Origin of the sequence: Terrabacter aerolatus (assembly GCF_007991735.1) — a bacterium.
Lineage (GTDB): Bacteria > Actinomycetota > Actinomycetes > Actinomycetales > Dermatophilaceae > Terrabacter > Terrabacter aerolatus.
Map to the genome: position 1 here is coordinate 39,070 of NZ_BJYX01000019.1, position 23,674 is coordinate 62,743.

The window sequence follows — 23,674 nt, forward strand, 5'->3', positions numbered from 1 at the left end:
GGGATCACCGGCCCGAGCCGAGGTCGAGCAGACCCGGTGCGGCGTTCTCGGCCCGGCGGGCGTCCTGCTTGGCCACGCGGTCGAGGTAGGTGCGCGACTTGGCGACCTCGGTCTCGAGCGTGCCGATGGTCGCGGCCATGTTGTCGAGCGCACGGACCTTGAACTGGTCGATGGTGTCCATCGTCTCGTAGATGTTGGCGAACGCCTTCTGCAGCGACTCGATCGAGAGCGTGGCGCTCGCCGACTGCTCCTGGATGCGCGCCGAGTTCTGCTTCAGGGCCTCGGACGTGCGCTCGATGATGCCGGAGGTCGTCGTGTTGAGGGCCGTGATCTGGTCGAGCACGAGCTGCTGGTTGTTGAGGGCCTGGGCGACGATGACCGCGGTGCGCAGCGCCGAGACCGTCGTCGTCGTCGCGCGGTCGACGCCCTTGATGAGCTCGATGTTGTTCTTGATGATGATGTCGATCGCGAGGTAGTTCTGGATCGACACGGCGAGCTGGGTCAGCAGGTCCTGGTGCTTCTGGCGCACGTAGAAGAGGACGTCCTCGCGCAGCGCCTTGGCGGTGTCGGGATCGGTGGCCTCGAGGGTGGCCACCTGGGCGGCGAGGCGGGCGTCGAGCCGCTCGGCGACGTAGACGTACTGGTTGAGCCGGCCCATCGACTCCCAGAGGTTGCGCTTCTCGAGGTTGAGCGCGACGTTGTCCTTGACGAGCTCGTCCTGGCCGGACTGGAGGGCGTGCAGGACGCCGTTGAGGTGGCTCTGGGCCGACTGGTACTTGCGGAAGTAGTCGGTGACCTTGTCGCCGAAGGGGATCATGCCGAGGAACTTCTTGGCGCCGGTGGCCTGGCCGGGGTCGAGGTCCTCGACGGTGCGGCGCAGGTCGAGCAGGGTCTTGCCCACCTTGGAGTTGCCCGACAGGCCGCCCTCGTTGAGCGCCTTGACCGGCATCTGGAGCATGCGGTTGCTGCTCTCGGCGGCGAAGCGCACCTCGTCGTTGCCCATGCTGCGCACGTCGGCGGCCTTGGTCTCCCACTCGGGGGAGCGGGCCGCGGCCTTGCTGAGCGACGCGAGGTAGGTGTCGACCTTGGCGTCGAGGCCGGGCAGCGCCGCCTCGGGGACGGCAGGGGCCATCTTCGGTGCGGCCGTCTCGGCCACGGGCGCGGTCGGCGCCGGGGCCGTGAGGATGAAGGCCTCGCTGGGCGGCGGCTCGAGGGGAGCGACCTGGGCGGGCGCGGCGGCGGTCGCCTGCTGGGCGGGCTGGTCAGTCATGTGGAGCGGGTCCTTCCCTCGCGTGCCGGCCGCGTCGGCGACGCGACCGAAGTCCCTTGCCCGTCGAGCACGAGACCGCTGCTGGACCGTGCGAGGCACACCGCGAGGTGCGCGACACACGCCTGCGGCGCGCTTCGTCGGGCGTACGGCCACTCTACGTGCCGTGCGCCTGCGACGGGCGGGCGAACGGGTGGGTTCCGTGGCCCCGCGGACCCCCTCCTCGGGCTCCGGCCGGACCCGCGCCGGACCCTCGGTGGGGTGCGACCGCGGCTCGGAGTCAGGGGAGGTTCCGAGCCGCGGCCGCGATCGTGGGGCCCCACACGTGTCGAACGGGTGGGGTTACCCGCGGGTTCCCCGGATCCCCCGGATGCCGCGCGGACTCTGCCGCGGACTGGGCCGCGGACTCCGCCACGAGCCGCCGGCGCTGCTCAGCCGAACTGCCAGGACCGCTTGCTCAGGCCGAACCAGAAGCCGTCGATGACGCTCTTGTTGTCGAGGCCGCCGGACTCGTAGGCCGCGCCGAGGGTGACGAAGAGGGGCGCGAAGTGCTCGGTGCGCGGGTGGGCCTCGTGGGCGGCCGGCGCCTTGTCGAGGAAGTCGAGCAGGCTGTCGACGTCCTGGGCCTTCATGGCCTCCTGCGCCCAGTGGTCGAACTCGGCACTCGCGCGAGGCGGCAGACCGTCGGCGCCCCCGTGCGGGTTGAACCAGCGCAGGTTGTGGGTCGTGAAGCCGGAGCCGACGATCATCGTGCCCTGCTCGCGCAGCGGGGCCAGGCGCCGCCCGATCTCGAAGAGGCCGCGCGGGTCGAGAGTCGGCATCGACATCTGGAGGACCGGCACGTCGGCCTCGGGGAACATCTCCTTGAGCGGCACGTAGGCGCCGTGGTCGAGTCCGCGCGCCTCTTCGCGGTGCACCTGGTGACCGGGCCACGTGAGCAGCTTGGTCACGTCGTCGGCGAGCGCGGGGGCGCTGGGCGCGTCGTAGGTGACCTCGTAGTACTTCTGCGGGAACCCCCAGAAGTCGTAGGTCAGCGGTGCTCCGGTGGTCGAGCCGAGCGTCGTCGGCGCGTCCTCCCAGTGCGCGGAGACCATGAGGACGTCCTTGGGCTTGGGCAGGTCGGCCGACCAGCCGGCGAGCTCGCCCGTCCAGCGCACGTCGTCGGCGAGCGGCGGTGCGCCGTGGCTGAGGTAGAGGACCGGGGCGGACATGGACTTCCTTCCGAAGTTGTTGAAGTCTAAACTATCAGAGGGAACGTGGCCTCGCCCGTCATCATTCCCGAGGACGTATGCCGTCCGGTGGCCTTTGACCGAAGACCTTCGCGGGTGCCCGGCCGGCACCTGGGCGGGCTCTCCGGCAGGTGGGCTCTCCGGCAGGCGGGCCCTCCGCAGGTGGGCCCTTCGGCCCTGTCGGACCGCGCCGAGCGACGGCACGCTGGGTCGATGAACGAGATCCGCACCGTCGAGACCACCGAGCAGCCGACCGCCGTCGTGCGCTCCACGGTGGCGATGGACGAGCTGCCCGCCTTCTTCGCGCGGGCCTTCGCCACCGCCGCGGCCACCATCGGGCAGCAGGGGCAGGCTCCCGCGGGGCCTCCCTTCGGGCTCTACCGGGGCATGCCCACGACGGTCGTCGACGTCGAGGCCGGCTTCCCGGTGGCGCGCCCGGTCGAGGCTGCCGGCGAGGTCGTGCCGAGCACCCTCCCCGGCGGGAGCGTCGTCGAGGCCGTGCACGTCGGGCCCTACGACACCATGGGTGAGACCTACGGCCAGGTCGAGCGGTGGATGGTCGACCGGCAGCTGGTCCCCGGACCCGTCGTGTGGGAGAGCTACCTCAGCGACCCCGAGCGGGAGCCCGATCCCACCACCTGGCGCACCCTCGTCCACTGGTCGCTCGCCTGAGGGCACCGGGCGAGCCTGCGAGCGACACGGCATACGTCCTCTCCACCGGATGCCGGGAGACCGCACCCCGCGCGGGCTGTTACGGTCGGTCCGCGTCCACGTCGGGGCAGCGACGAATCCGCTGCACGTGAGATGCGGGAAGTCGAAGGTGTCACCATGGCCGCAGGCAAGGGCCGCAAGCTCGTCATCGTGGAGTCGCCCGCCAAGGCGAAGACCATCGCCGGCTACCTCGGAGGGGACTTCGAGGTCGAGGCGTCCGTCGGTCACATCCGTGACCTGCCCAACCCGTCCGAGCTGCCGGCCGACATGAAGAAGGGCCCGTTCGGCAAGTTCGCCGTCGACGTCGACAACGGCTTCGAGCCGTACTACGTCGTCGACCCGGACAAGAAGAAGAAGGTCGCCGAGCTCAAGCGCCTGCTCAAGGACGCCAGCGAGCTCTACCTCGCCACCGATGAGGACCGCGAGGGCGAGGCCATCGCGTGGCACCTGCTCGAGGCGCTCAAGCCGCGGGTCCCCGTCAAGCGCATGGTGTTCCACGAGATCACCCGCGAGGCGATCCAGCGCGCCGTCAACGACACCCGCGAGATCGACACCGCGATGGTCGACGCCCAGGAGACCCGCCGCATCCTCGACCGCCTCTACGGCTACGAGGTCAGCCCGGTCCTGTGGCGCAAGGTCCGCCAGGGCCTGTCGGCCGGCCGCGTGCAGTCCGTCGCGACCCGCATGGTCGTCGAGCGCGAGCGCGAGCGCATGGCCTTCGTCCGATCCTCGTACTGGGACGTCGAGGGCGACTTCACGCCCGACTCCGCCAGCCAGCAGTTCACCGCCCGACTGTCCTCCGTCGACGGCGTCCGCGTCGCCTCCGGCCGCGACTTCGCCGACGACGGGCGCCTGACGGGCAAGGGTGTCGTCCACCTCGACGAGGCGCTCGCGACCCGGATCGCCGAGGCGTGCCTGCCTCTGAAGGCTCGCGTCACCGACGTCCAGGAGAAGCCCTACACCCGCCGCCCCTCGGCGCCGTTCACGACCTCGACCCTCCAGCAGGAGGCCTCGCGCAAGCTGCGGATGTCGTCCAAGAACGCGATGCGCGTGGCGCAGCGGCTCTACGAGAACGGCTACATCACCTACATGCGTACCGACAGCACGACGCTGTCGGACGCCGCGACGACCGCCGCGCGCAGCCAGGCCCGCGACATGTACGGCGCCGAGTACGTGCCCGACAGCCCGCGCCGCTACGAGAAGAAGGTCAAGAACGCCCAGGAGGCCCACGAGGCCATCCGTCCCGCCGGTGACCGCTTCCGCTCGCCGGCGCAGGTGGCCGGGTCGCTGCGCGGCGAGGAGTTCGCCCTCTACGAGCTGATCTGGAAGCGCACCGTCGCCTCGCAGATGGCCGACGCCCGCGGCTCGACGGCCACCGTCAAGCTCGCCGTCGACACGGCGCTCGAGGGCGCGCAGACCGTCGAGTTCAGCGCCAGCGGCACCGTCATCACCTTCAAGGGCTTCCTCGCCGCCTACGAGGAGGGCCGGGACGACGAGTCCGCGGCCAAGGCCGATGCCGCCGCCGAGGAGCGCCGCCTGCCCAAGCTGTCGGCCGGGGTGGCGCTCGAGGTCGTCCGCGCCGAGGCCGACGGCCACGAGACGAGCCCGCCCGCCCGCTTCACCGAGGCCACCCTCGTCAAGGCGATGGAGGAGCGCGGCATCGGCCGCCCCTCGACGTACGCCTCGACGATCGGCACCATCCAGGACCGCGGCTACGTCTTCACCAAGGGCCAGGCCCTCGTGCCGACGTGGCTCGCCTTCGCCGTGACGCGGCTGCTCGAGGAGCACTTCGGCAACCTCGTCGACTACGAGTTCACCGCCTCGATGGAGGAGGACCTCGACCGCATCGCCAACGGCGACGAGGGCCGTGTCGAGTGGCTGAAACGCTTCTACTTCGGTGAGGAGGCGACCTCCGCCGCCGGCCTGCGCAGCCTCGTCGAGGACCTGGGCGAGATCGACGCCAAGGAGATCAGCACCATCCCGATCGGCGACGGCATCGTCGTGCGCGTCGGTCGCTACGGCCCCTACGTCGAGGAGGTCGTGCCTGCCGGTGTCGACCTGGCCACGGGTGAGGTGGCCGACGGCGCCGAGGTGCCGGCGACCCCGCGCCGGGCCACGATCACCGACGACATCGCGCCCGACGAGATGACGCCCGAGATGGCGCGCGAGCTCCTCGAGGTCGCCGCCGACGACGGCAAGGTGCTCGGCAAGGACCCCGAGACGGGCCGCGAGATCGTCGCGCGGGCCGGTCGCTACGGGCCCTACGTCACCGAGGTCATCGAGGACGACGACGCTGCCGCCGCCGAGAAGCCGAAGGCCAGGAAGGCTGCCAAGGTCAAGCCGCGCACCGCCTCGCTCTTCAAGGACATGGAGCTCGGGACGTTGACGATCGACGACGCGCTCAAGCTGCTCTCGCTGCCGCGCGTCGTCGGCGCCGACGCCGAGGGCGTCGAGATCACGGCGCAGAACGGTCGCTACGGGCCCTACCTCAAGAAGGGCACCGACTCGCGCTCGCTGACGACCGAGCAGCAGCTCTTCGACATCACGCTCGAGGAGGCGCTGGCGATCTACGCGCAGCCCAAGCAGCGGGGCCGGGCCGCCGCGACGCCCCCGCTCAAGGAGCTCGGCGCCGACCCGGTCAGCGGCAAGCCCGTCGTCGTCAAGGACGGTCGCTTCGGTCCCTACGTCACCGACGGCGAGACCAACGCGACCCTGCGCAAGGACGACGACCCCGCGTCGATCACCCCCGAGCGTGGCTACGAGCTGCTCGCCGAGAAGCGCGCCAAGGGACCCACGACCCGCAAGCGGGCCGTGAAGAAGACCGCCAAGAAGACCGCGAAGAAGACGACCTCGCGCACGACGAAGAAGACGACGGCCAAGAAGTCCTGAGCTCTGCGACAGCTGTGACGGGGCGGCCACTCGACCATCGAGTGGCCCCCCCGGCCGCCGTCCGTCGAGCGGCCTCGTCGTCACACCCGTCACCGAGTAGCCCATCGCGTATGCCGTGGGCTGGCCCTGACGGGTTCGCCGCCGCCGCGCTAGCGTCGGGTCGTGATCGAGATCCGACGGTTCGAGGCCGGCGACCGGGCCCGGTGGGAAGAGCTCTTCCGGGCGTACATCGGCTTCTACGAGCGCACGCTCGACGACACGGCATACGACAGGGCGTGGCGTGAGATCGCCTCGGGCGCAAGGCTGCACGGGCTCGGCGCCTGGATCGACGAGGAGCTCGTGGGGATCACCCACTTCCTCGTGCACCCGAGCTCGAGCGAGCCGGACCTCTGCTACCTCGAGGACCTCTTCACCGACCCGACGGTGCGAGGCCGGGGGGTCGCGACGGAGCTCATCGGCGCGGTGCGTGACTGGGCCCGCGAGCAGGGCTGCGGCAGCGTCTACTGGCAGACCCACGAGTCCAACGCCGTGGCCCGGAGGCTCTACGACGAGGTGGCGACCTTCGAGGGCTACGTCGTCTACACCCTGCCCGTCGGGGAGGCGTCCGCCGGCGACGCGGGCACCGTCGGCGAGCGGTGAGAGGCTGAGGACATGTCAACCGTTGTCTTCGTCCACGCCCACCCCGACGACGAGGCGTCCCAGTCCGCGGGCTCCATGGCCCGCGCCGTCAGCGAGGGCCACCGCGTCGTCCTCGTCGTCGCCACGAACGGCGACCACGGAGACGCGCCCGACGACCTCGGCGAGGGCGAGACCGTCGTCCAGCGACGCCGCGCCGAGGCGGCCGCCTCCAACGCGGTCATCGGGACCCACCGCGTCGAGTTCCTCGGCTACGCCGACTCCGGCATGACCGGCTGGGCGCAGAACGACCACGAGGAGAGCTTCGCCCGCGCCGACACCGAGGAGGCCGCCGAGCGGCTCGCGGCGGTGCTGCGTCAGGAGGGCGCCGACATCGTCGTCGGCTACGACTGGCACGGAGGCTACGGGCACCCGGACCACGTCAAGGTCCACGCCGTCACGAAGCGCGCGGCCGAGCTCGCCGGCACCCCGCGCTACCTCGAGGGCTCGATGAACCGCGACGCGATGATCCGCTCCCACCAGGCCGCCATGGCGGCAGGCCTCGACGTGGGGGAGTGGGACCCGAGCCAGCCGATGGACGACGGCAACCCGCTCGGCAGCCTCGAGAGCGAGCTGCACTGGGCCTGCGACGTCAGCGAGTTCCTCGAGGTCAAGCGTTCGGCGCTCAAGGCCCATGCGAGCCAGTCCGACGCACAGGGGATGCTCCAGATGCCGCAGGAGATGTTCGCCGTGGCCTTCGCGTGGGAGCACTACATCGAGCCCGGGCGTCCCGAGGGAATGGTGGCGGGCTGGTTCCTCGACGAGTGAACCGTCCGGTAACCTACTCTCGGTAACCTCGGCGTGCGACCACGCCCGACGAGACAGCGACGTTTCCTCCGGAGGGACCCCTGATGTCCGAGATCGACTTCACGACCGCGACCGCCGAGCAGATCGCCGCGGTCGAGCCCCACGAGTTCATCCGCATCGTCAAGGAGATGTCCGACAAGGACGTCAAGCAGGTCATGGAGAGCCCCAACCGCGAGGCGATCATCGACGCGATCTTCCGGCGCATGCCCGAGCTCTTCCGGCCCGACCGTGCCGGCTCGACGACGGCCACGACGCACTGGAGCATCACCGGGCGCCCCGACGGCGGCGCCGACGAGTGGACGGTGCGCTTCGCCGACGGCACCTGCACGACGGTGCCCGGTCACGACGGCGACGCGACGCTCACCCTCGCCATGACCCCGGTCGACTTCACCAAGGTGATCACCAAGAGCGGCAACCCGGTCATGATGTTCATGACCGGCAAGATCAAGGCCAAGGGCGACCTCGGGCTGGCCGCCAACATCGCGAACTTCTTCGACATCCCCAAGGCCTGAGGGGCGCCTCGTGGTGGAGTTCTCGCTGGCCCTGAACGACGACCAGACCGAGCTGCGGGACTGGGTGCACGGCTTCGCCGCCGACGTCGTCCGGCCCGCGGCCTCCGAGTGGGACGCCCGTGCGGAGACGCCCTGGCCGGTCATCCAGGAGGCGGCGAGGAACGGCCTCTACGGCTTCGAGTTCCTCGCGCAGTGCTGGTCCGACCCGACCGGCATCTCGATCAACCTCGCCAACGAGGAGCTCTTCTGGGGTGACGCCGGCATCGGCATGTCGATCTTCGGCACGACGCTGGCCGTCGCCGCGATCTACGGCTCGGGCACCCCGGACCAGATGGTCGAGTGGCTGCCGCAGTGCTACGGCGACGCCGACGACCCGAAGCTGGCCGCCTTCGCGACGACCGAGCCGCAGGCGGGCTCCGACGTCGGTGCCATGCGTACGCGCGCCCGCTACGACGAGGCCACGGACGAATGGGTGATCAACGGGCAGAAGGCCTACATCACCAACGGCGGCATCGCCAACGTGCACGTCGTGACGGCCGTGGTCGACCCCGAGCTCGGCTCCCGCGGCCAGGCGGCGTTCGTCGTCCCGCCGGGGACGAAGGGCCTCGAGGGCGCCAAGAAGCTGCGGAAGCTCGGGCTGCGCGCGTCGCACACCGCCGACGTGTTCCTCGACGACGTGCGGGTGCCCGGCTCGTGCCTGCTCGGCGGCAGGGACAGGCTCGACGAGCGCCTGGCCCGGGCGCGCGAGGGCACGTCCTCCACCGGCCAGGCGGCCATGCGGACGTTCGAGATCTCACGCCCCACGGTCGGCGCGCAGGCGCTGGGGATCGCGCGGGCGGCCTACGAGTACGCCCTCGACTACGCCAAGGACCGCGTGGCCTTCGGGCGACCGATCATCGAGAACCAGGCCATCGCCTTCGCCCTCGCCGACATGAGGACCGAGATCGACGCCGCGCGGCTGCTCGTGTGGCGGGCGTCGTGGATGGGCCGCACCAACCAGCCGTTCACGGCGGCCGAGGGCTCGATGAGCAAGCTCAAGGCCGGTGAGGTGGCCGTGGCGGTCACCGACAAGGCGGTGCAGATCCTCGGTGGGGCCGGCTACGTCACCGACCACCCGGTCGAGCGGTGGTCGCGCGACGCGAAGATCTACACGATCTTCGAGGGCACGTCCGAGATCCAGCGCATCGTCATCGCCCGCGCCATCAGCGGCGTCCGCATCCACTGACCCCCACCCGTCGAGTCGCCCCTCCGTGCGGGGAGCGGGACGTCGAGAGGCCAGCTCTCGTGACGAGAGCTGGCCTCTCGACTCGGCGACACCCGCAAGACACCGGCCTCTCGACGGTCGAGGGCGGGGTGGTGGCCGGTGGAGCGGGCCGAGGGGGGTGCTAGACGACGAGGTTGAGCAGGAGCACGAAGACGAGTCCCGTCACCGACAGGATCGTCTCCATGAGCGACCAGGTCTTGATCGTCTGGCCGACCTTGAGGCCGAAGTACTCCTTGACGAGCCAGAAGCCGGCGTCGTTGACGTGCGAGAAGAAGACCGAGCCGGCGCCGATGGCCAGGACCATGAGGGACACCTGGGTCGTCGGCATGCCGGCCGCGAGTGGGGCGAGGATGCCCGACGCGGTGACCGTGGCGACCGTGGCCGAGCCCGTCGCGAGGCGGATGAGGACGGCGACGAGCCACGCGAGAAGCAGCACCGAGAGGCCGCTGCCGGCGATCCAGGTGGCGACGAGCTGGCCGATGCCGGTGTCGACGAGCGTCTGCTTGAACCCGCCACCGGCGGCGACGATGAGGATGATGCCGGCGATGGGGCCGAGCGAGGACTCGAGCGAGGCGCCGATCTCCTTCGTGCCCATGCCGGCGCCCCGGCCGAGGGTGAACATCGCGAGGATGACCGCGATGAGCAGCGCGATGAGGGGCGTGCCGAGGAAGTCGAGGACCGTGCGGGCGACGGTGCCCTTGCCGGCGAGGATGTCGGCGAGCGCCTTGCCCATCATGAGGACGACGGGGGTCAGCACCGTGAGCATCGTGACGCCGAACGACGGGCGAGGGCCGGTCTCCGACTCGCGGGCCTCGAAGAGGTCGGGGGCGGGCACGTCGACCCAGCGGGCGGCGAAGCGCGCGAACCACGGGCCGGCGATGGCGATCGTCGGGATGGCCACGAGGATGCCGAAGCCGAGGGTGACGCCGAGGTTGGCCTTGAGGGCGTCGATCGCCACGAGCGGGCCGGGGTGCGGCGGCACGAGGCCGTGCATGGCCGACAGGCCGGCGAGGGCGGGGATGCCGACGCGCACCACGGACTGCTGGGAGCGACGGGCGACGAGGAAGATCACCGGCATCAGCAGGACGAGGCCGATCTCGAAGAACATCGGCAGGCCGATGATCGCGCCGACGGCGGCCATGGCCCAGGGCAGCGAGCGGGTGCTGCTGCGGCCGATGATCGTGTCGACGATCTCGTCGGCGCCGCCCGAGTCCGCGAGCAGCTTGCCGAACATCGCGCCGAGGGCGATCAGGGTGCCGACGCCGGCCGCGGTGCTGCCGAAGCCCTTGGTGTAGCTGTCGAGCACGTCGGCCATCGGCACGCCGGCGATCGCACCGACCGTGAGGGACCCGAGGGTGAGGGACAGGAACGGGTGGAGCCTGAAGCGCACGATGAGCACCACGAGCACGGCGATGCCGATGAGCGCGGCGGGGACGAGGCGTCCGGCGGGGATGTCGGGCAGCGTGTCGGCGGCCAACGCCGAGGAGGGCAGCAGGGAGAGCAGGTCGGCGGTCATGGGCGGGTCGCTTCCGGGTCGCGGGGGTTCAGGAGAGAGAGGGACTGGCTGACGAGCTCGTCGACGGGCTGGTCGACGTCGAGGACGGCTCCGTGCTCGCCCGGCTCGAGGGGCTCGAGGGTCGCGAACTGCGACTCGACGAGGGCCGCCGGCATGAAGTGGCCGGGGCGCCCGGCGACGCGGGCGGCGATGACGTCGGGGTCGCCGTGCAGGTGCACGAAGAAGACCTGGGGCGCCGCGGCCGCGAGGACGTCGCGGTAGGCGCGCTTGAGCGCCGAGCAGCTGGCCACGCCGCCGCTCTCCGCGTGCTCCCGCAGCCAGATGGCGATCGTCGCGAGCCACGGGCCGCGGTCGGCGTCGGTCAGCGGGATGCCGGCCGACATCTTGTCGATGTTGGCCTGCGGGTGGAAGTCGTCGGCGTCCGCGAACGGGACGCGCAGACGCTGCGCGAGGGCCGCGCCGACGGTGGTCTTGCCCGAGCCGGACACCCCCATGACGACGACCAGGGGAGGTGGGTGGTGCTGCATGTCTCCGTGACTCCTTCGTCCGGCTCGAACGACGTCTTCGTCGAGTCGCTCGACCTAGGGTGCAGCAACAAGAGCGTCTTATCAAGCCTCCGGTGAAAATAAAACAGTTTTAAGAAGGGGTTGCCGTTCATAGGACGGCCGTGTGTCAGGCTGGCCCCGTGCCCCTCGAACACCGCCCCGCGCTCCACGCGAGCGTCCTCGACGACCTCGGTCGCCAGATCGCCTCGGGCGAGCTCGCCGCGGGCACCGTGCTGCGCATCGACCAGCTCGACGAGGGCTACGGCGTCTCGCGGTCGGTCGTGCGCGAGGCCGTCCGGGTGCTCGGCTCGATGGGGCTCGTCGAGGCCCGCAAGCGCGTCGGTGTCCGGGTGCTCCCGAGCACCTCATGGAACGTCTTCGACCCGCGAGTCATCCGCTGGCGCCTCGACGGGCCGGGCCGTGAGGATCAGCTGCTCTCGCTCGGCGACGTCCGGCGCGGCATCGAGCCGGTCGCAGCCGAGCTCGCCGCCGCCCGGGCCACGCCCGACCAGTGCGGCGCCCTCATGGGGGCCGTCATGCAGATGGCGGTGCACGCCAAGTCCGGCGATCTCGAGGCCTACCTCGAGGCCGACCAGCTCTTCCACGCGACGCTGCTCGCGGCCTCCGGCAACGAGATGCTCGCCGCCCTGTCCGACGTCGTCGGCGAGGTGCTCGCCGGTCGCACCCACCACGACCTCATGCCGGCCACGCCCAACCCGGTGGCGGTGCGCTTGCACGGTGACGTCGCCGAGGCCGTCCAGTCGGGTGACGGCGTCGCCGCAGCGGCCGCCATGCAGGCCATCATCACCGAGGCCAGCGACGCTCTGCGCGACGCGGAATCGTAGGAATCCCAGCGCTTCTCGTGCGCGTACCGAGGCGGGGCAGCTCCGACCCAGACCGTCGTATGCCGTGTGGTGCCGTGCCACGGATGGTGCCACGTCCGCCGTGGGCGACCCGCTGTGGACGGCCCGCTGTGGGCCGTGCGCTCAGCTCGACGGTGGCGGCATGCCGACCGCGTCGAAGACGACCGCGGCGTCCTGGGGGTTCGACAGGGCAGCGGCGAGCGCAGGGTCCGTCGACGTCCTGACCACCGGCACCCCGTCCGCGGGCACGGGCGCGCCGGCGGTGACGGGCGCGCCGGCCGCACCCACGAGCGGCAGGGCGTTCGCGAGCCGGCCTTCGAAGCCCAGCGTGAAGTAGAGGTCGCTCGCCCACAGTCGCCCGATCCGCTGGGCCGTCTCGGGCGTCACCTGGAGCCAGACCCCGACGGTCAGGGCGTGCCCGCCGGTCAGCGGCAGTCGGAGCCGGGATCGGACGAAGCAGCCGTGCTCGGCCGACTCGAGGAAGTCCGCCCGGTCCGGGTCGCGGTCGCTCAGACCGACCCCGGCCGTGCGCTCGGCGTCCGGCAGCGCTGCGACGACGTCGGGCAGCCGGAACCGGATGTGCCGCTCGAGATCGTCGAGGTCGCCGCCGCAGCAGTAGCAGGTGGTGCCGTGGCGCTCCGCGAGCTGCTCGAGGACGAGGTCGTTGACCTCCCAGAACTGGTCGAGCCGCGGGTGCAGGAGTGCCTCGTCGCGCGTGAGCCTGCGCCCGAGAGGGGCATCGGGGGGCGCCACCAGACCTCCGGTGACGAGGCTGCACGCCGGCTCGTGCAGACCCTCGACCGACCCGTAGCGCGCGGCGAAGGTCTCGTCGGGGTGGAAGGCGCCGCGGTGGGTGCGCCCGAAGGTCACCTCGACGAACACCTCGGGGGCGGCGTGGTCGTACTCGAACGCGCTGAACCGGGCGTGGAGGCCGTCGGGGAGGCCGAGGGCGACGCCGTCGTGGGCCAGTCGCCTCCCGCCGCAGTCGGGGCACTCCTGCGCCTCGTCACGGCTCGTGAAGTCCAGGCTGAGCGTCATGGCCGAAGTGTCACACGACGGCATACGCGCAAGTGCCCACTCGACTCCGGAAGTCGAGTGGGCACTTCGCTACGGCGCTCGGCCGTCGCCGGCGGTCAGGCCAGGGCGTCGATGATCGCGTTGAAGGTCGTCGACGGGCGCATGACCGAGGCGACCTTGGCGGGGTCGGGTCGGTAGTAGCCGCCGATGTCGACCGGGTGGCCCTGCGCGTCGACGAGCTCCTGGGAGATCGTGGCAATGTCGTCCGACAGCGCCTGCGCGACCGGCGCGAACGTCTCGGCCAGGGCGGCGTCGTCGGTCTGCTTCGCGAGCTCCTGGGCCCAGTAGAGCGCGAGCCACACGTGGCTGCCGCGGTTGTCGAGCTGGCCGACCTTGCGGGCCGGGCCCTTGTTCTCGTCGAGCAACGTGCCGGTCGCCCGGTCGAGCGTCTGGCCGAGCACGCGTGCACGGACGTTGTCTGTGACGTCGGCCAGGTGCTCGAAGCTGACTGCGAGAGCGAGGAACTCGCCGAGGCTGTCCCAGCGGAGGTAGTTCTCCTTGACGAGCTGCTGCACGTGCTTCGGGGCCGAGCCGCCGGCGCCGGTCTCGAAGAGCCCACCGCCGTTGATGAGCGGCACGACCGACAGCATCTTGGCCGACGTGCCGAGCTCGAGGATCGGGAAGAGGTCGGTGAGGTAGTCGCGCAGCACGTTGCCGGTGACCGAGATCGTGTCCTCGCCCTTGCGGATGCGCCCGAGGGAGTAGGCGATCGCGTCGGTCGGCTTCATGATCTCGATGGTGAGGCCGTCGGTGTCGTGCTCGGTGAGGTACTCGCCCACCTTGGTGATGAGGTTCGCGTCGTGCGCCCGGTCGGCGTCGAGCCAGAAGATCGCCGGCTGGCCCGTGGCACGGGCGCGCGTGACGGCGAGCTTGACCCAGTCGCGGATCGGCACGTCCTTGGTCTGGCAGGCGCGCCAGATGTCACCGGCCGAGACGGCGTGCTGGAGCAGCGTCGTGCCCGAGGCGTCGACGATGCGGACGGTGCCGTCGGCGGGGATCTCGAACGTCTTGTCGTGGCTGCCGTACTCCTCCGCCGCCTGGGCCATGAGGCCGACGTTGGCGACCGAGCCCATCGTCGACGGGTCGTAGGCGCCGTTGGCGCGGCAGTCGTCGATGACGACCTGGTAGATGCCGGCGTAGGAGCTGTCGGGCAGCACGGCGAGCGTGTCCTGCTCGCCGCCCTCGCGGTTCCACATGTGGCCCGACGTGCGGATCATCGCCGGCATGGACGCGTCGACGATGACGTCGCTCGGGACGTGCAGGTTGGTGATGCCCTTGTCGGAGTCGACCATGGCGATGGCCGGCCCGTCCTCGAAGCCCTTCGCCACGGCTGCCTCGACCTCGGCGCGCTCGTCGGCGGGCAGGCCCTCGACGGCCTTGAGCACGGCGCCCAGCCCGTCGTTGGGGGACGCGCCGACGGCCGCGAGCGACCCGGCATACGTCTCGAAGAGGTCGGGGAAGAAGGCGCGCACGACGTGGCCGAAGATGATCGGGTCGGAGACCTTCATCATCGTGGCCTTGAGGTGCACGGAGAAGAGGACGCCCTCCTCCTTGGCGCGCCGCACCTGCTCGGAGAGGAAGTCGCGCAGGGCCGCGACGTTCATGAAGGTGGCGTCGACGACCTCGCCGGCGAGGACGGGGATCGACTCCTTGAGCACGGTGGTCGAGCCGTCTGCGCCCACGAGCTCGACCCGCAGCGTGTCGTCGGCGTCGATGACGACGGACGTCTCGTTGTGGCGGAAGTCGTCGGCGCCCATCGTGGCGACGTTCGTCCTGGACTCCGCGGTCCACGCACCCATCGAGTGCGGGTGCTTGCGGGCGTAGCTCTTCACCGACGCCGGCGCGCGCCGGTCCGAGTTGCCTTCGCGCAGAACGGGGTTGACGGCCGATCCCTTGATCTTGTCGTATGCCGCCCGCGCCGCCTTCTCCTCGTCGGTGGTCGGGTTGTCGGGGTAGTCGGGCAGCGCGTAGCCGGCAGCCTGCAGCTCGGCGATCGCGGCCTTGAGCTGCGGGATCGACGCCGAGACGTTGGGCAGCTTGATGATGTTGGCCTCGGGCGTCTTGGCCAGCGCGCCGAGCTCGGCGAGGGCGTCGCCGATGCGCTGCTCGGGCTCAAGGGCGTCGGGGAACGCGGCGATGATGCGACCCGAGAGCGAGATGTCACGCGTCTCGACCTCGACGCCGGCCTGCTTGGCGAAGGCCGAGACGATGGGCAGCAGCGAGGCCGTGGCCAGGGCGGGCGCCTCGTCCGTGTGCGTGTAGATGATTGTCGAGTCCAACGCGGGTGCTCCGTTCGGGTTGCTGGTCGTGCCGAGATCCGAGTACGAGGGATCCTGAATAAATCTTGATGTCAAGATATCCGATGCAGGCCGGCCGTGGGGTCGCCGTCCCATCCTGCCGGGGTGGTCTGCGCCACGCCAGAGACCGCCCTCCTAGGGTGGAGCGGGTGAGCACCGACGCCTCTGCCCGTACCCCGGCCGACCACCCGGCTCTCGACGCGACCATCGACGCGGCCATCGACCGGACCACCGATCCCGCCATCGACCCCGCCACCGCTCGGCACCTCGACCACCTGCTCGCCACCGAGCAGCGCCGTGGGCGGCTGCCGTCGGTCGCGGCGGCCGTCGTGCGGGACGGGTCGCTGGCCTGGTCCGCCGCTGTCGGCTCGGTCGACGGCCGCGTCGGGGGAGTGCCGGCCGACAGCGACACGCAGTACCGGATGGGCTCGATCACCAAGACCTTCGTCGCGGTCGCCGTGATGCGGCTGCGGGACGCCGGGCGCCTCGACCTTGGTGACCGGTTCGACGACCACGTGCCCGGATCGCACCTCGGCGGCGCGACCGTCGCGCAGCTGCTGTCTCACGGCGCCGGGGTCCAGGCGGAGACCAACGGCCCCTGGTGGGAGCGCACCCCGGGCGGCTCGTGGGCCGAGCTCGCGGGATCGCCTGTGGGACAGCGCTTCCGGGCCGGTCGTCGCTTCCACTACACCAACGTCGGCTTCGCCGCGCTCGGCGAGCTCGTCGCCCGTGCGCACGGCACCGACTGGTTCGAGGTGGTCCGACGCGATCTGCTGGACCCCCTCGCGATGACGCGCACGACGACCCGTCCGGAGGGCAAGGCGGCGCCGGGGCTGGCGGTGCACCCCTTCGCCGACGTGCTCCTTCCCGAGCCCGAGCACGATGCCGGGGCCATGGCGCCCGCCGGGCAGCTGTGGTCGACCGTCGAGGACCTCGCCCGGTGGGCCGCCTTCGCCGGCGGTGACACGGCCGAGGTCCTCTCGACCGACACGCTCGCCGAGATGTACGAGCCGCACACCCTCAACGACGACCCCGGGCAGGCGTGGACCACCGCGCACGGGCTCGGCTGGCAGGTCTGGAACGTCGACGGCACGAGGTATGCCGGTCACGGCGGCTCGATGCCCGGCTTCCTCGCGGGCCTGCGGGTTCACGTCGAGTCCGGTGACGGGGTCGTCGTGCTCGCCAACAGCACGACCGGGATGGGGACCGTCGTGCCCGACCTGCTCGCGGCATACCTCGAGCGCGAGCCGCGGACACCAGCGCCGTGGCACGCAGAGGGCGACCCGTCCGTGCTCGAGCTCGTCGGCACGTGGCACTGGGGCCCGTCCGTGTCGACGGCCAGGGTCGTGGGCGCGCACCTCGTGCTCGGCGAGCCCGGCCGCGCCCGCGGCAGTCGCTTTGCGCGGGTGGGTCCCGACGAGTGGGTCGGCCTCGACGGCTACTACACCGGCGAGCCGCTGCGGGTCGTGCGCGCTGCCGACGGCGTGCCCTCGCACCTCGACCTCGCGTCGTTCCGCTTCACCCGCACGCCCTACGACCCGGCGGCCGACGTGCCCGGCGGCGTGCACGAGGGCGGCTGGCGCTAGTGGATGCCGCCTCCGGCAAGCCCTCGCCGACCGGGCCGACCGGGCCGACTTGGCCGACCGGGCCGACCGGGCCGCCCGGGCCGACGGCCCCGACGGCACCGACCGGCCTCGCCGGCCTCGTGTGGCCGCGGCGCACGCAACGGCTCTCCCTGCGCCCTCTCACCCTCGACGACGTCGACGCGGTCCTCGCGTTCCGTTCCCTCCCCGAGGTCGTCGTGCACCTCAGCCACGACGTGCTGGAACGGGACGAGGTGCGGGACCGGATCGCCCGGCGCATCGAGCGAGGGCGTCCGGGGGCGAGTGACCCACTGCTCGGACTCGCCGTCGAGGAGCTGCGCACCGGCCGGCTCGTCGGGGACGTGATGCTGCGGATCGAACCGAGTCACAGCATCGCCCGGTCGGGAAGTGGCGAGTGGGAGGGGACGATCGGCTACGCGCTCCACCCGGACGTCCACGGTCGCGGCCTGGCGGCCGAGGCCGCGACCGAGCTGCTCGTCATCGGCTTCCGCGACCTCGGGCTGCGCCGCATCACGGCCGACGCCTACGCCGACAACGTGGCCTCGAACCGCGTCCTGCGCCGCATCGGCATGCGGCTCGAGGCAACGACCTTGGCCAAGTCGCTCGGCAAGGACGGGACGTGGCTCGACGACAACACGTGGGCGCTGCTGCGCGAGGAGTGGGCCGGCTGATCGCTGCCGCACTCCCGGGCCGGCACTCCGGTTGGGAACGGTGCGGTGAGCACCGGGAATGACCGTGGGCCACGCGCCGGAAGGGAGTCCGGCGCGTGGCCCACGGCCGGCCGTGGCCGACGAGGGAGGGCGTCGGCCCTGGCGGGCGGATGAGTTCGAGTGCGATGAGTTCGAGTGCGATGAGTTCGAGTGCGGTGAGCCGGAGTGCTACCTGCGGCTCGAGGGAGAGCCCGGGGTCAGCACCAGGGGTAGATGAACAGGCTGTTGGCCCCCGCGCGGTGGTCGGCGAGCACGACGCTCAGCGGGATCGGGTCCGGGACGCCGCTGATGTCGGCCCCGGGCCGCACGGTCACGCCGGCTGCGACGGCCAGCGAGATCGGCAGCCCGTCGCGGGCCACCGTGCTGAACAGGCCGAGCGACTTGAGGGTGTTCATCCCGGCCCGCATGCAGGCCGTGTCGGGTGCGGGTGCGGCGGATGCCGTGCCCGCCGTCGACAGGATCGCCGTGGAGGCCAGAGCAGCGGCTGCTGCGAGGGGGAGGATCCTCATGCGTGACTCCTTCGTCAGCCCCGAGTGTGGATGGTGAGGTGTCGCCGTGACGTGTCGCCGATGACAGGTGCATCTGCTCGTGTCGATGGTTTGTCGAAGGTTCGACGAGACTCAATCTCACACCCCTTCCACAGGTTGTCAAGGGTTCGTCAAAGGTTGGCTCGGCCTGCCTCGGCGAGCAGCCCGCGCGGGTCTGTCGCGCCCTCGGTGGCCTCCTCGGGAGCAGGGTGTGGGCGGCGCGGCCACCAGAAGCGGTCGCCGAGGACGATCGCGATGGCCGGCACGAGCAGGGTGCGCACGACGAGGGTGTCCAGCAGGACGCCGACGCAGATGATGACGCCGATCTGGGCCAGGACGACGAGCGGCAGCACGCCGAGCACGGCAAACACCGCGGCGAGCAGGATGCCGGCGCTCGTGATGACACCGCCCGTGGCGGCCAGCCCGCGCAGCATCCCCTGGCGCGAGCCGTGGGTGCGCGACTCCTCCCGGGCCCGCGTCACGAGGAAGATGTTGTAGTCCACGCCGAGGGCGACGAGGAAGACGAAGGCGAAGAGTGGCGCACTGTCGTCGAGCGCGGAGAAGCCGAGGACCTTCGTGAAGATCCACCACGAGGCACCGACGCTGGCGAGGAACGTCGCGACGACCGTGGCGACGAGGACGAGGGGTGCGACGACCGAGCGCAGGAGCAGGCCGAGGGCCAGCAGGACGAGCGCGAGCACGATCGGGAAGATGACGAGCCGGTCGCGCGACGAGGCCTCGGCCTGGTCGAGAGCGACGGCCTCGGTGCCGGCCACGTGGCTCTGGGGGAGCGAGGTGAGTGCGGTGCGGAGGGCGCGCACGGTCTGCGTGGCCTCGTCGGAACCGGGCGCACCCTGGATCACCGCGTCGACCTCGGCGACGCCGTTCGCCTGCGTGACCGTGCGGGCGCCGGCGATGCCCTCGACGGACTTCGCGGCGGAGCTGACGGCGACGGGGTCGGCCGTCGTGACGATGACGGCCGGGTCCGCGCTGCCGGCCGGGAAGGACTGCGCGAGCCGCTCGCCGGCGGCGATGGCCTCGGGCTTCTTCAGGAACTGGTCGGAGGGCCCCAGTCCGGTGTCGATGGCGCCGATGCCGACCGCCATGATTGCGAGGACGACGAGAGTCACGCCGATGATCCGCCTCGGGTGGGCGGCGACGCGGTCACCGACCCGGCGCCACAGCGAATGGCCGTCGACGAGGGACGCCTGGCCCTCGCGCGGGACCTTGGGCCAGAAGATCCAGCGGTCGAAGACGACGAGCGCGGCAGGCAGGACGAGCAGGACGAAGACCGCGGCGACGACGACCCCGACGGCGCACGCGAGTCCGAGGCCCCGGGTCGCCGGGAAGAGCGCGAGGAGCAGCGTCAGCAACCCGATGACGACGGTGACCGCGCTCGAGAGGACGGCCCCCCCGGTCCGGCGCAGGGCGAGGGACATGGCCTCCCGCCGGTCGGCGTGGCTGCGCAGCTCGTCGCGGTAGCGCGAGATGAGCAGCAGCGCGTAGTCGGTGCCGGCGCCGAAGACGAGGACCGAGAGGATGCCGATCGTCGACTCGTCCCAGACGACGGAGAAGGCGGCCAGCGTGTGCGTGGCGAGCACGGCTGCGAGTCGGTCCGCGACACCGACGACCAGGAGCGGGAAGATCCAGAGGATCGGGCTGCGATACGTCAGCACGAGCAGGAGGGCGACGACCGAGGCGGTGGCGATGAGCAGGCGGGTGTTGGCGCCCTCGAACACGGCAGCGAGGTCCGCCTGGACGGCCGCCGGTCCGGTGACCTGCGCTGTGACGCCGGCCGGCAGGTCGGCCTTGACGGTCTTGCGGATGTCACCGACGAGGGCGGCCGTGGCGCCGGCATCGGTCGCGTCCACCGGCACGACCGCGAGCGCCGCCGTGCCGTCCTCGCTGCGCTGCACCGGGGCCCGGCCGGCGGTCGGCAGCTGCGCGACACGGCCCTCGATCGCGGTGAGGTCGGCCGGGCTGAGGGTGCCCGACGACCTGCTGAAGACCACGACGGCCGTCGAGCCCTCGGACTCGGGCAGTCGCTCGCGGAGCTGGAGCGCGGCGGCGCTGTCCGAGCCCACGGGAAGGGCGTCGGTCGAGCTCGTCGTCCGCCCGGCCTCTCCCACGACGCTGACGACGCCCATCGCCCCGGCCAACGCCAGGATGACGATCGCCACGGCCCACCACTTGCGCGTGATCCTGTCGGTCACCGAGCGCACACCACACCTCCGGATAGGATGAGTAACAGGGTTACTCAGAAGATTACTAAGTTGGTGAGTGATATTAGCAGCAGGAAGAGCGCCGGGACACCACCGGCCCCGCGGCGTGCTCGGGCACCCCGGGGCGAGGCGACCCGTGACGGTTCTGCGCAGGCCCCCGACCGTCTCCCGGAGGTCGGGCTCGTCCCGGGCGTGCCCGCCTGGCGCACCACCGGCACCCTGTCGGCCCTCCAGGAGCTCGTCGAGGTGTCGGAGACCGTGCCCGCGGTCGTGGCCCGGAAGGCCGGGCTGAGCACGTCGGAGCTGCACTCGCTGCGCCACCTCATGCGCGGCCCGATCGGACCCGTGGACCTCGCCAAGGTGCTCGGGGTGACCTCGGCGGCGTCCTCGGGGGTCGTCGACCGCCTCGTGGGTCACGGGCACGCCGAGCGCCGCGCGCACCCCGACGACGGACGCCGGACCGAGGTCGTCATCACCGACAGCGGCCGCGCGGAGGTGCTGGCGCGGATGACCCCGATGTTCGAGAGACTGGCGGAGCTCGACGCCACGCTGGACGACCATGATCGCGTCGTCGTCGAGCGCTACCTCCGTGGCGCCATCGCCGCCATGAAGAACCTCATGGCCTGACCCGGGTCCGCCGATCTGGGCGCGTGCCGACCGCCGGGCACCGACCGCCCGACAAGCCTGCTCAGAGGTGGACGTTGACCGCCTCGGCCGCCCGCTGGCCGGAGACCAGGGCGCCCTGGATCGAGGCCGTGTCCCGGTGGTCGCCGCAGACGAAGACGCCGTCGCCGAGCGTCACGGGCGACCTGACCTCGAGTGGTGGGGTCATCGCCGGCAGGGCCGCGGCGACGCGGTGACGGGTGACGACGCGCCAGTCGGAGGTGTCGCAGCCGTAGATCTCCCCGACGTGGCGCAGGACGTCGGCCTCGGGCGCGTCCCCGTCCGGTCGGTCGAGCAGGCACGTCGCCTCGACGAGGTGCCTGGTGGGCGGGGCGTAGCTCGGGGCCACGGCGGTCATGACGGCGGTGTTCCAGACCGGGCCGGGTGCCACGGAGTCGCGGCGACGCCCGTCGACGGCGACGAGCGGCAGCGTGTGAGGTGGCTCGGGCGCCTCGAACCACCACGTGACGAGGCCCTTGGTCGCCGGCTCCGGCAGTGCCGTGAGATCGGACGCACCGACGGGGTCGGTCGCGACGACGGCACTGCGGGCCCGGAGCCGCCGGCCGTCGACACGGACGTCGACGCCGCCATGGACCGGCGTGATGCTCTCGACGTGGCTCTCCAGCCGCACCCGGTCGCCGAGCGGGGCGGCGCCCTGCTCGGGGAGGGCCTGCATGCCTGTCGCGGGCACTGCGGGGCGACCGAGCGCGAACATCCGGACGAGCAGCTTGGTGAAGTTCGCCGAAGAGGTGCCGTGGCTGTCGACGAGGACGCCGGCGAGGAACGGGTCGAGCACCTCGTGACGCAGCCGGCCCGTGACCCCGGCCTCGTCGAGGGACTCCGCGAGGGTCGAGTCCGGCTGTGCGAGAACGGTCTTCGGATCGGCGATGACTCGCGCGGTCCACCGGGTGACGCCGGCGAGCTCACGCGGGTGGAGGTAGCCGCTGCGCATCGTCCGGGCGAGCAGTCGGGGCTCGCGCACCGGGTCGGCGAGCACCTGCAGCCCGTTCGAGCGGCGCACGAGCACGCCCGACCCGAAGGGCTTGAGGTCGAGGGTCGACACGTCGACCCACCGCCGGACCGCGGGGTAGGCGGGGTTGAGCACCTGGAAGCCGCGGTCGCAGCGGAACCCGTCGACGACGTCGGTGCGGATGCGTCCGCCGACCGCGTCGGACGACTCGAGGACGACGACCTCGTGACCGAGCTCGGTCAGTCGTCGCGCACACCGAAGCCCTGCCAGCCCTGCCCCGACGATGACGACGTCAGCGTCCACGAAAGGATCACCCCACTGCTCGAGTCCGGCCCCCGGACGCAGCGTAGACCCCGCGGGGTGGCTGCGGGCGGCTGAGCGCGAGGCATCCGGAGCCGGTGGCCCGCCGGTCCGCGACGCGCCGTCAGCCGGTGACGACACGCCGCCACGACGGCGCGGCGCAGCGGTCCGTCAGATGGCGTGCAGCCGTCGCGACGCCTCGGGTGCCGCCGCCCGTCCGGCGTGCCGGCGCCACGCCGCGACCACGACGATCGCGGCGGCGACGACGGCAGCGACACCCGTCGCGACCGACCGTGGCTCGTCAGCGAGGCGACCCACCGCGATCCAGGCGAGACCCCAGGCCATCGCAGCGGCGACCGCCCAGCGCCCGCCGAGGCGACGGGCGAAGACGACGCCGAGCCCGGCCGCGACGGCGAGCACGGCCACCGCGGCCACCTGGTTGGCCGTGGCGCCGAGGTCGACTCCCGAGTCCACGAGTGCCGCAGTGATGTTCGCGCAGGTCGCGACGGCGACCCAGCCGAGGTAGAGGCCGAACGTCCCGTCGAGCACGACTCGTTCCCACGTGGTCGCGGAGGGTGATCGCGTCAGACGGTGCAGCAGGACGCCGAGGCTCAGGGCGAGCGCGACGATGACGACGACGCTGACCCAGATCCAGCCCCGCTGGGTGACGAGCAGCCATGCGGCGTTGAGCACCATGGACGCGGCCGCGAGCCAGCCGGTGGTGCGCACCCGGTCGCGAACGGCGTTGACGGGCAGGGCCTGCCACACGGCATACGCCAGCAGTCCCACGTAGATCGGGGTCCAGATCGAGAAGGCCGGACCGGCGGGCGCGACGAGGGTGGCGGTGGCGGCGAGGGCGCCCCCGGAGGACTCCTCGACCCTCGTGCCGAGCACCCCGACGCCGAAGAGCGTGCCGACGACGCAGAAGATCTCGGCGGCGACGACGGCGAACCGACGCACCTGGTCGGCGGTCGTCAGGTCGGGGCGCGGGCTGGCGGATGTGGTCACGTCGATCACCTCAGTCGC

20 protein-coding genes are annotated in these 23,674 nt (G+C 71.7%); 10 read left to right on the forward strand and 10 right to left on the reverse strand.

The features are described from left to right. Positions 1 to 4 precede the first annotated feature (4 nt). Both TAE01_RS15830 and TAE01_RS15835 read right to left on the reverse strand, forming a co-directional pair. The gene (locus TAE01_RS15830) at positions 5 to 1,270 is read right to left on the reverse strand and encodes a toxic anion resistance protein (protein WP_147067778.1); all 1,266 of its coding nucleotides are present in this window, start codon (positions 1,268 to 1,270) and stop codon (positions 5 to 7) included. Positions 1,271 to 1,698: 428 nt separating this feature from the next. Beyond that, on the reverse strand, positions 1,699 to 2,478 hold the full coding sequence (locus TAE01_RS15835; RefSeq protein WP_147067779.1) for a dioxygenase family protein: 780 nt from the start codon (positions 2,476 to 2,478) through the stop codon (positions 1,699 to 1,701). A 231-nt stretch (positions 2,479 to 2,709) separates the two neighbouring features. Between TAE01_RS15835 and TAE01_RS15840 the strand changes: the two genes are divergently transcribed. The 6 genes from TAE01_RS15840 (at position 2,710) to TAE01_RS15865 (ending at position 9,315) form a co-directional block, all read left to right on the forward strand. After that, positions 2,710 to 3,168: a GyrI-like domain-containing protein gene (locus TAE01_RS15840; RefSeq protein ID WP_147067780.1), complete on the forward strand. Its 459-nt coding sequence runs from the start codon at positions 2,710 to 2,712 to the stop codon at positions 3,166 to 3,168. Between the two features lie 156 nt (positions 3,169 to 3,324). After that, positions 3,325 to 6,096, forward strand: a complete 2,772-nt coding sequence (topA, locus tag TAE01_RS15845) for a type I DNA topoisomerase (RefSeq protein WP_147067781.1) — start codon at positions 3,325 to 3,327, stop codon at positions 6,094 to 6,096. 162 nt (positions 6,097 to 6,258) lie between these two features. Continuing rightward, complete coding sequence (locus TAE01_RS15850; protein WP_147067782.1) at positions 6,259 to 6,735, forward strand: GNAT family N-acetyltransferase; 477 nt, start codon at positions 6,259 to 6,261, stop codon at positions 6,733 to 6,735. A 12-nt stretch (positions 6,736 to 6,747) separates the two neighbouring features. Then, positions 6,748 to 7,539, forward strand: a complete 792-nt coding sequence (locus tag TAE01_RS15855; RefSeq protein ID WP_147067783.1) for a PIG-L deacetylase family protein — start codon at positions 6,748 to 6,750, stop codon at positions 7,537 to 7,539. An 83-nt stretch (positions 7,540 to 7,622) separates the two neighbouring features. Beyond that, positions 7,623 to 8,090, forward strand: coding sequence for an SCP2 sterol-binding domain-containing protein (locus TAE01_RS15860; RefSeq protein ID WP_147067784.1), 468 nt, complete (start codon positions 7,623 to 7,625; stop codon positions 8,088 to 8,090). 10 nt (positions 8,091 to 8,100) lie between these two features. After that, the gene (locus tag TAE01_RS15865; protein ID WP_147067785.1) at positions 8,101 to 9,315 is read left to right on the forward strand and encodes an acyl-CoA dehydrogenase family protein; all 1,215 of its coding nucleotides are present in this window, start codon (positions 8,101 to 8,103) and stop codon (positions 9,313 to 9,315) included. Positions 9,316 to 9,475: 160 nt separating this feature from the next. Here the strand turns inward: TAE01_RS15865 and TAE01_RS15870 are convergent, their stop codons facing one another. Both TAE01_RS15870 and TAE01_RS15875 read right to left on the reverse strand, forming a co-directional pair. Next, the gene (locus tag TAE01_RS15870; RefSeq protein ID WP_186815240.1) at positions 9,476 to 10,870 is read right to left on the reverse strand and encodes a GntP family permease; all 1,395 of its coding nucleotides are present in this window, start codon (positions 10,868 to 10,870) and stop codon (positions 9,476 to 9,478) included. Then, complete coding sequence (locus tag TAE01_RS15875; protein ID WP_147067786.1) at positions 10,867 to 11,397, reverse strand: gluconokinase; 531 nt, start codon at positions 11,395 to 11,397, stop codon at positions 10,867 to 10,869. The genes TAE01_RS15870 and TAE01_RS15875 overlap by 4 nt, the downstream gene beginning before the upstream one ends. 158 nt (positions 11,398 to 11,555) lie before the next feature. On the opposite strand from TAE01_RS15875, the gene TAE01_RS15880 reads away from it, so the two are divergent. Then, positions 11,556 to 12,260 (forward strand): FadR/GntR family transcriptional regulator, encoded by a 705-nt coding sequence (locus tag TAE01_RS15880; protein WP_147067787.1) that lies wholly within the window; start codon positions 11,556 to 11,558, stop codon positions 12,258 to 12,260. Positions 12,261 to 12,401: 141 nt separating this feature from the next. On the opposite strand, the gene TAE01_RS15885 is transcribed toward TAE01_RS15880, so the two are convergent. Together TAE01_RS15885 and TAE01_RS15890 are read right to left on the reverse strand one after the other, a co-directional pair. Beyond that, positions 12,402 to 13,316, reverse strand: coding sequence for a DUF2199 domain-containing protein (locus tag TAE01_RS15885; protein WP_147067788.1), 915 nt, complete (start codon positions 13,314 to 13,316; stop codon positions 12,402 to 12,404). A gap of 95 nt (positions 13,317 to 13,411) precedes the next feature. Then, positions 13,412 to 15,634, reverse strand: a complete 2,223-nt coding sequence (locus TAE01_RS15890) for an NADP-dependent isocitrate dehydrogenase (protein ID WP_147067789.1) — start codon at positions 15,632 to 15,634, stop codon at positions 13,412 to 13,414. A 167-nt stretch (positions 15,635 to 15,801) separates the two neighbouring features. Here TAE01_RS15890 and TAE01_RS15895 point away from each other — a divergent pair, with 167 nt between their 5' ends. Together TAE01_RS15895 and TAE01_RS15905 are read left to right on the forward strand one after the other, a co-directional pair. Beyond that, positions 15,802 to 17,238, forward strand: a complete 1,437-nt coding sequence (locus TAE01_RS15895) for a serine hydrolase domain-containing protein (protein ID WP_147067790.1) — start codon at positions 15,802 to 15,804, stop codon at positions 17,236 to 17,238. Next, the gene (locus TAE01_RS15905; RefSeq protein ID WP_222594153.1) at positions 17,238 to 17,927 is read left to right on the forward strand and encodes a GNAT family N-acetyltransferase; all 690 of its coding nucleotides are present in this window, start codon (positions 17,238 to 17,240) and stop codon (positions 17,925 to 17,927) included. The genes TAE01_RS15895 and TAE01_RS15905 overlap by 1 nt, the downstream gene beginning before the upstream one ends. Positions 17,928 to 18,163: 236 nt before the next feature. Here TAE01_RS15905 and TAE01_RS15910 read toward each other — a convergent pair whose 3' ends face one another. Then, positions 18,164 to 18,475, reverse strand: coding sequence for a hypothetical protein (locus TAE01_RS15910; RefSeq protein WP_147067791.1), 312 nt, complete (start codon positions 18,473 to 18,475; stop codon positions 18,164 to 18,166). Positions 18,476 to 18,624: 149 nt separating this feature from the next. Then, entirely contained in the window at positions 18,625 to 20,706 is a 2,082-nt protein-coding gene (locus tag TAE01_RS15915; protein WP_246111396.1) for an MMPL family transporter, read from the reverse strand. Between the two features lie 201 nt (positions 20,707 to 20,907). On the opposite strand from TAE01_RS15915, the gene TAE01_RS15920 reads away from it, so the two are divergent. Continuing rightward, positions 20,908 to 21,342 carry a MarR family winged helix-turn-helix transcriptional regulator gene (locus TAE01_RS15920; protein ID WP_147067793.1) on the forward strand — a complete coding sequence of 145 codons (435 nt, stop codon included), beginning with the start codon at positions 20,908 to 20,910 and terminating at the stop codon, positions 21,340 to 21,342. A 61-nt stretch (positions 21,343 to 21,403) separates the two neighbouring features. Here TAE01_RS15920 and TAE01_RS15925 read toward each other — a convergent pair whose 3' ends face one another. Both TAE01_RS15925 and TAE01_RS15930 read right to left on the reverse strand, forming a co-directional pair. Beyond that, a complete protein-coding gene (locus tag TAE01_RS15925) occupies positions 21,404 to 22,651 on the reverse strand; it encodes an NAD(P)/FAD-dependent oxidoreductase (protein WP_147067794.1) in 1,248 nt (415 codons plus the stop codon). Positions 22,652 to 22,819: 168 nt separating this feature from the next. Continuing rightward, complete coding sequence (locus TAE01_RS15930; RefSeq protein WP_246111397.1) at positions 22,820 to 23,656, reverse strand: TspO-related membrane protein; 837 nt, start codon at positions 23,654 to 23,656, stop codon at positions 22,820 to 22,822. Positions 23,657 to 23,674: the final 18 nt, after the last annotated feature.

Coding starts and splice junctions, on each gene's coding strand:
- TAE01_RS15830 (WP_147067778.1), bottom strand. CDS start 1,270: ATGACTGACCAGCCCGCCCAGCAGGCGACCGCCGCCGCGCCCGCCCAG.
- TAE01_RS15835 (WP_147067779.1), bottom strand. CDS start 2,478: ATGTCCGCCCCGGTCCTCTACCTCAGCCACGGCGCACCGCCGCTCGCC.
- TAE01_RS15840 (WP_147067780.1), top strand. CDS start 2,710: ATGAACGAGATCCGCACCGTCGAGACCACCGAGCAGCCGACCGCCGTC.
- topA (WP_147067781.1), top strand. CDS start 3,325: ATGGCCGCAGGCAAGGGCCGCAAGCTCGTCATCGTGGAGTCGCCCGCC.
- TAE01_RS15855 (WP_147067783.1), top strand. CDS start 6,748: ATGTCAACCGTTGTCTTCGTCCACGCCCACCCCGACGACGAGGCGTCC.
- TAE01_RS15860 (WP_147067784.1), top strand. CDS start 7,623: ATGTCCGAGATCGACTTCACGACCGCGACCGCCGAGCAGATCGCCGCG.
- TAE01_RS15870 (WP_186815240.1), bottom strand. CDS start 10,870: ATGACCGCCGACCTGCTCTCCCTGCTGCCCTCCTCGGCGTTGGCCGCC.
- TAE01_RS15875 (WP_147067786.1), bottom strand. CDS start 11,397: ATGCAGCACCACCCACCTCCCCTGGTCGTCGTCATGGGGGTGTCCGGC.
- TAE01_RS15885 (WP_147067788.1), bottom strand. CDS start 13,316: ATGACGCTCAGCCTGGACTTCACGAGCCGTGACGAGGCGCAGGAGTGC.
- TAE01_RS15910 (WP_147067791.1), bottom strand. CDS start 18,475: ATGAGGATCCTCCCCCTCGCAGCAGCCGCTGCTCTGGCCTCCACGGCG.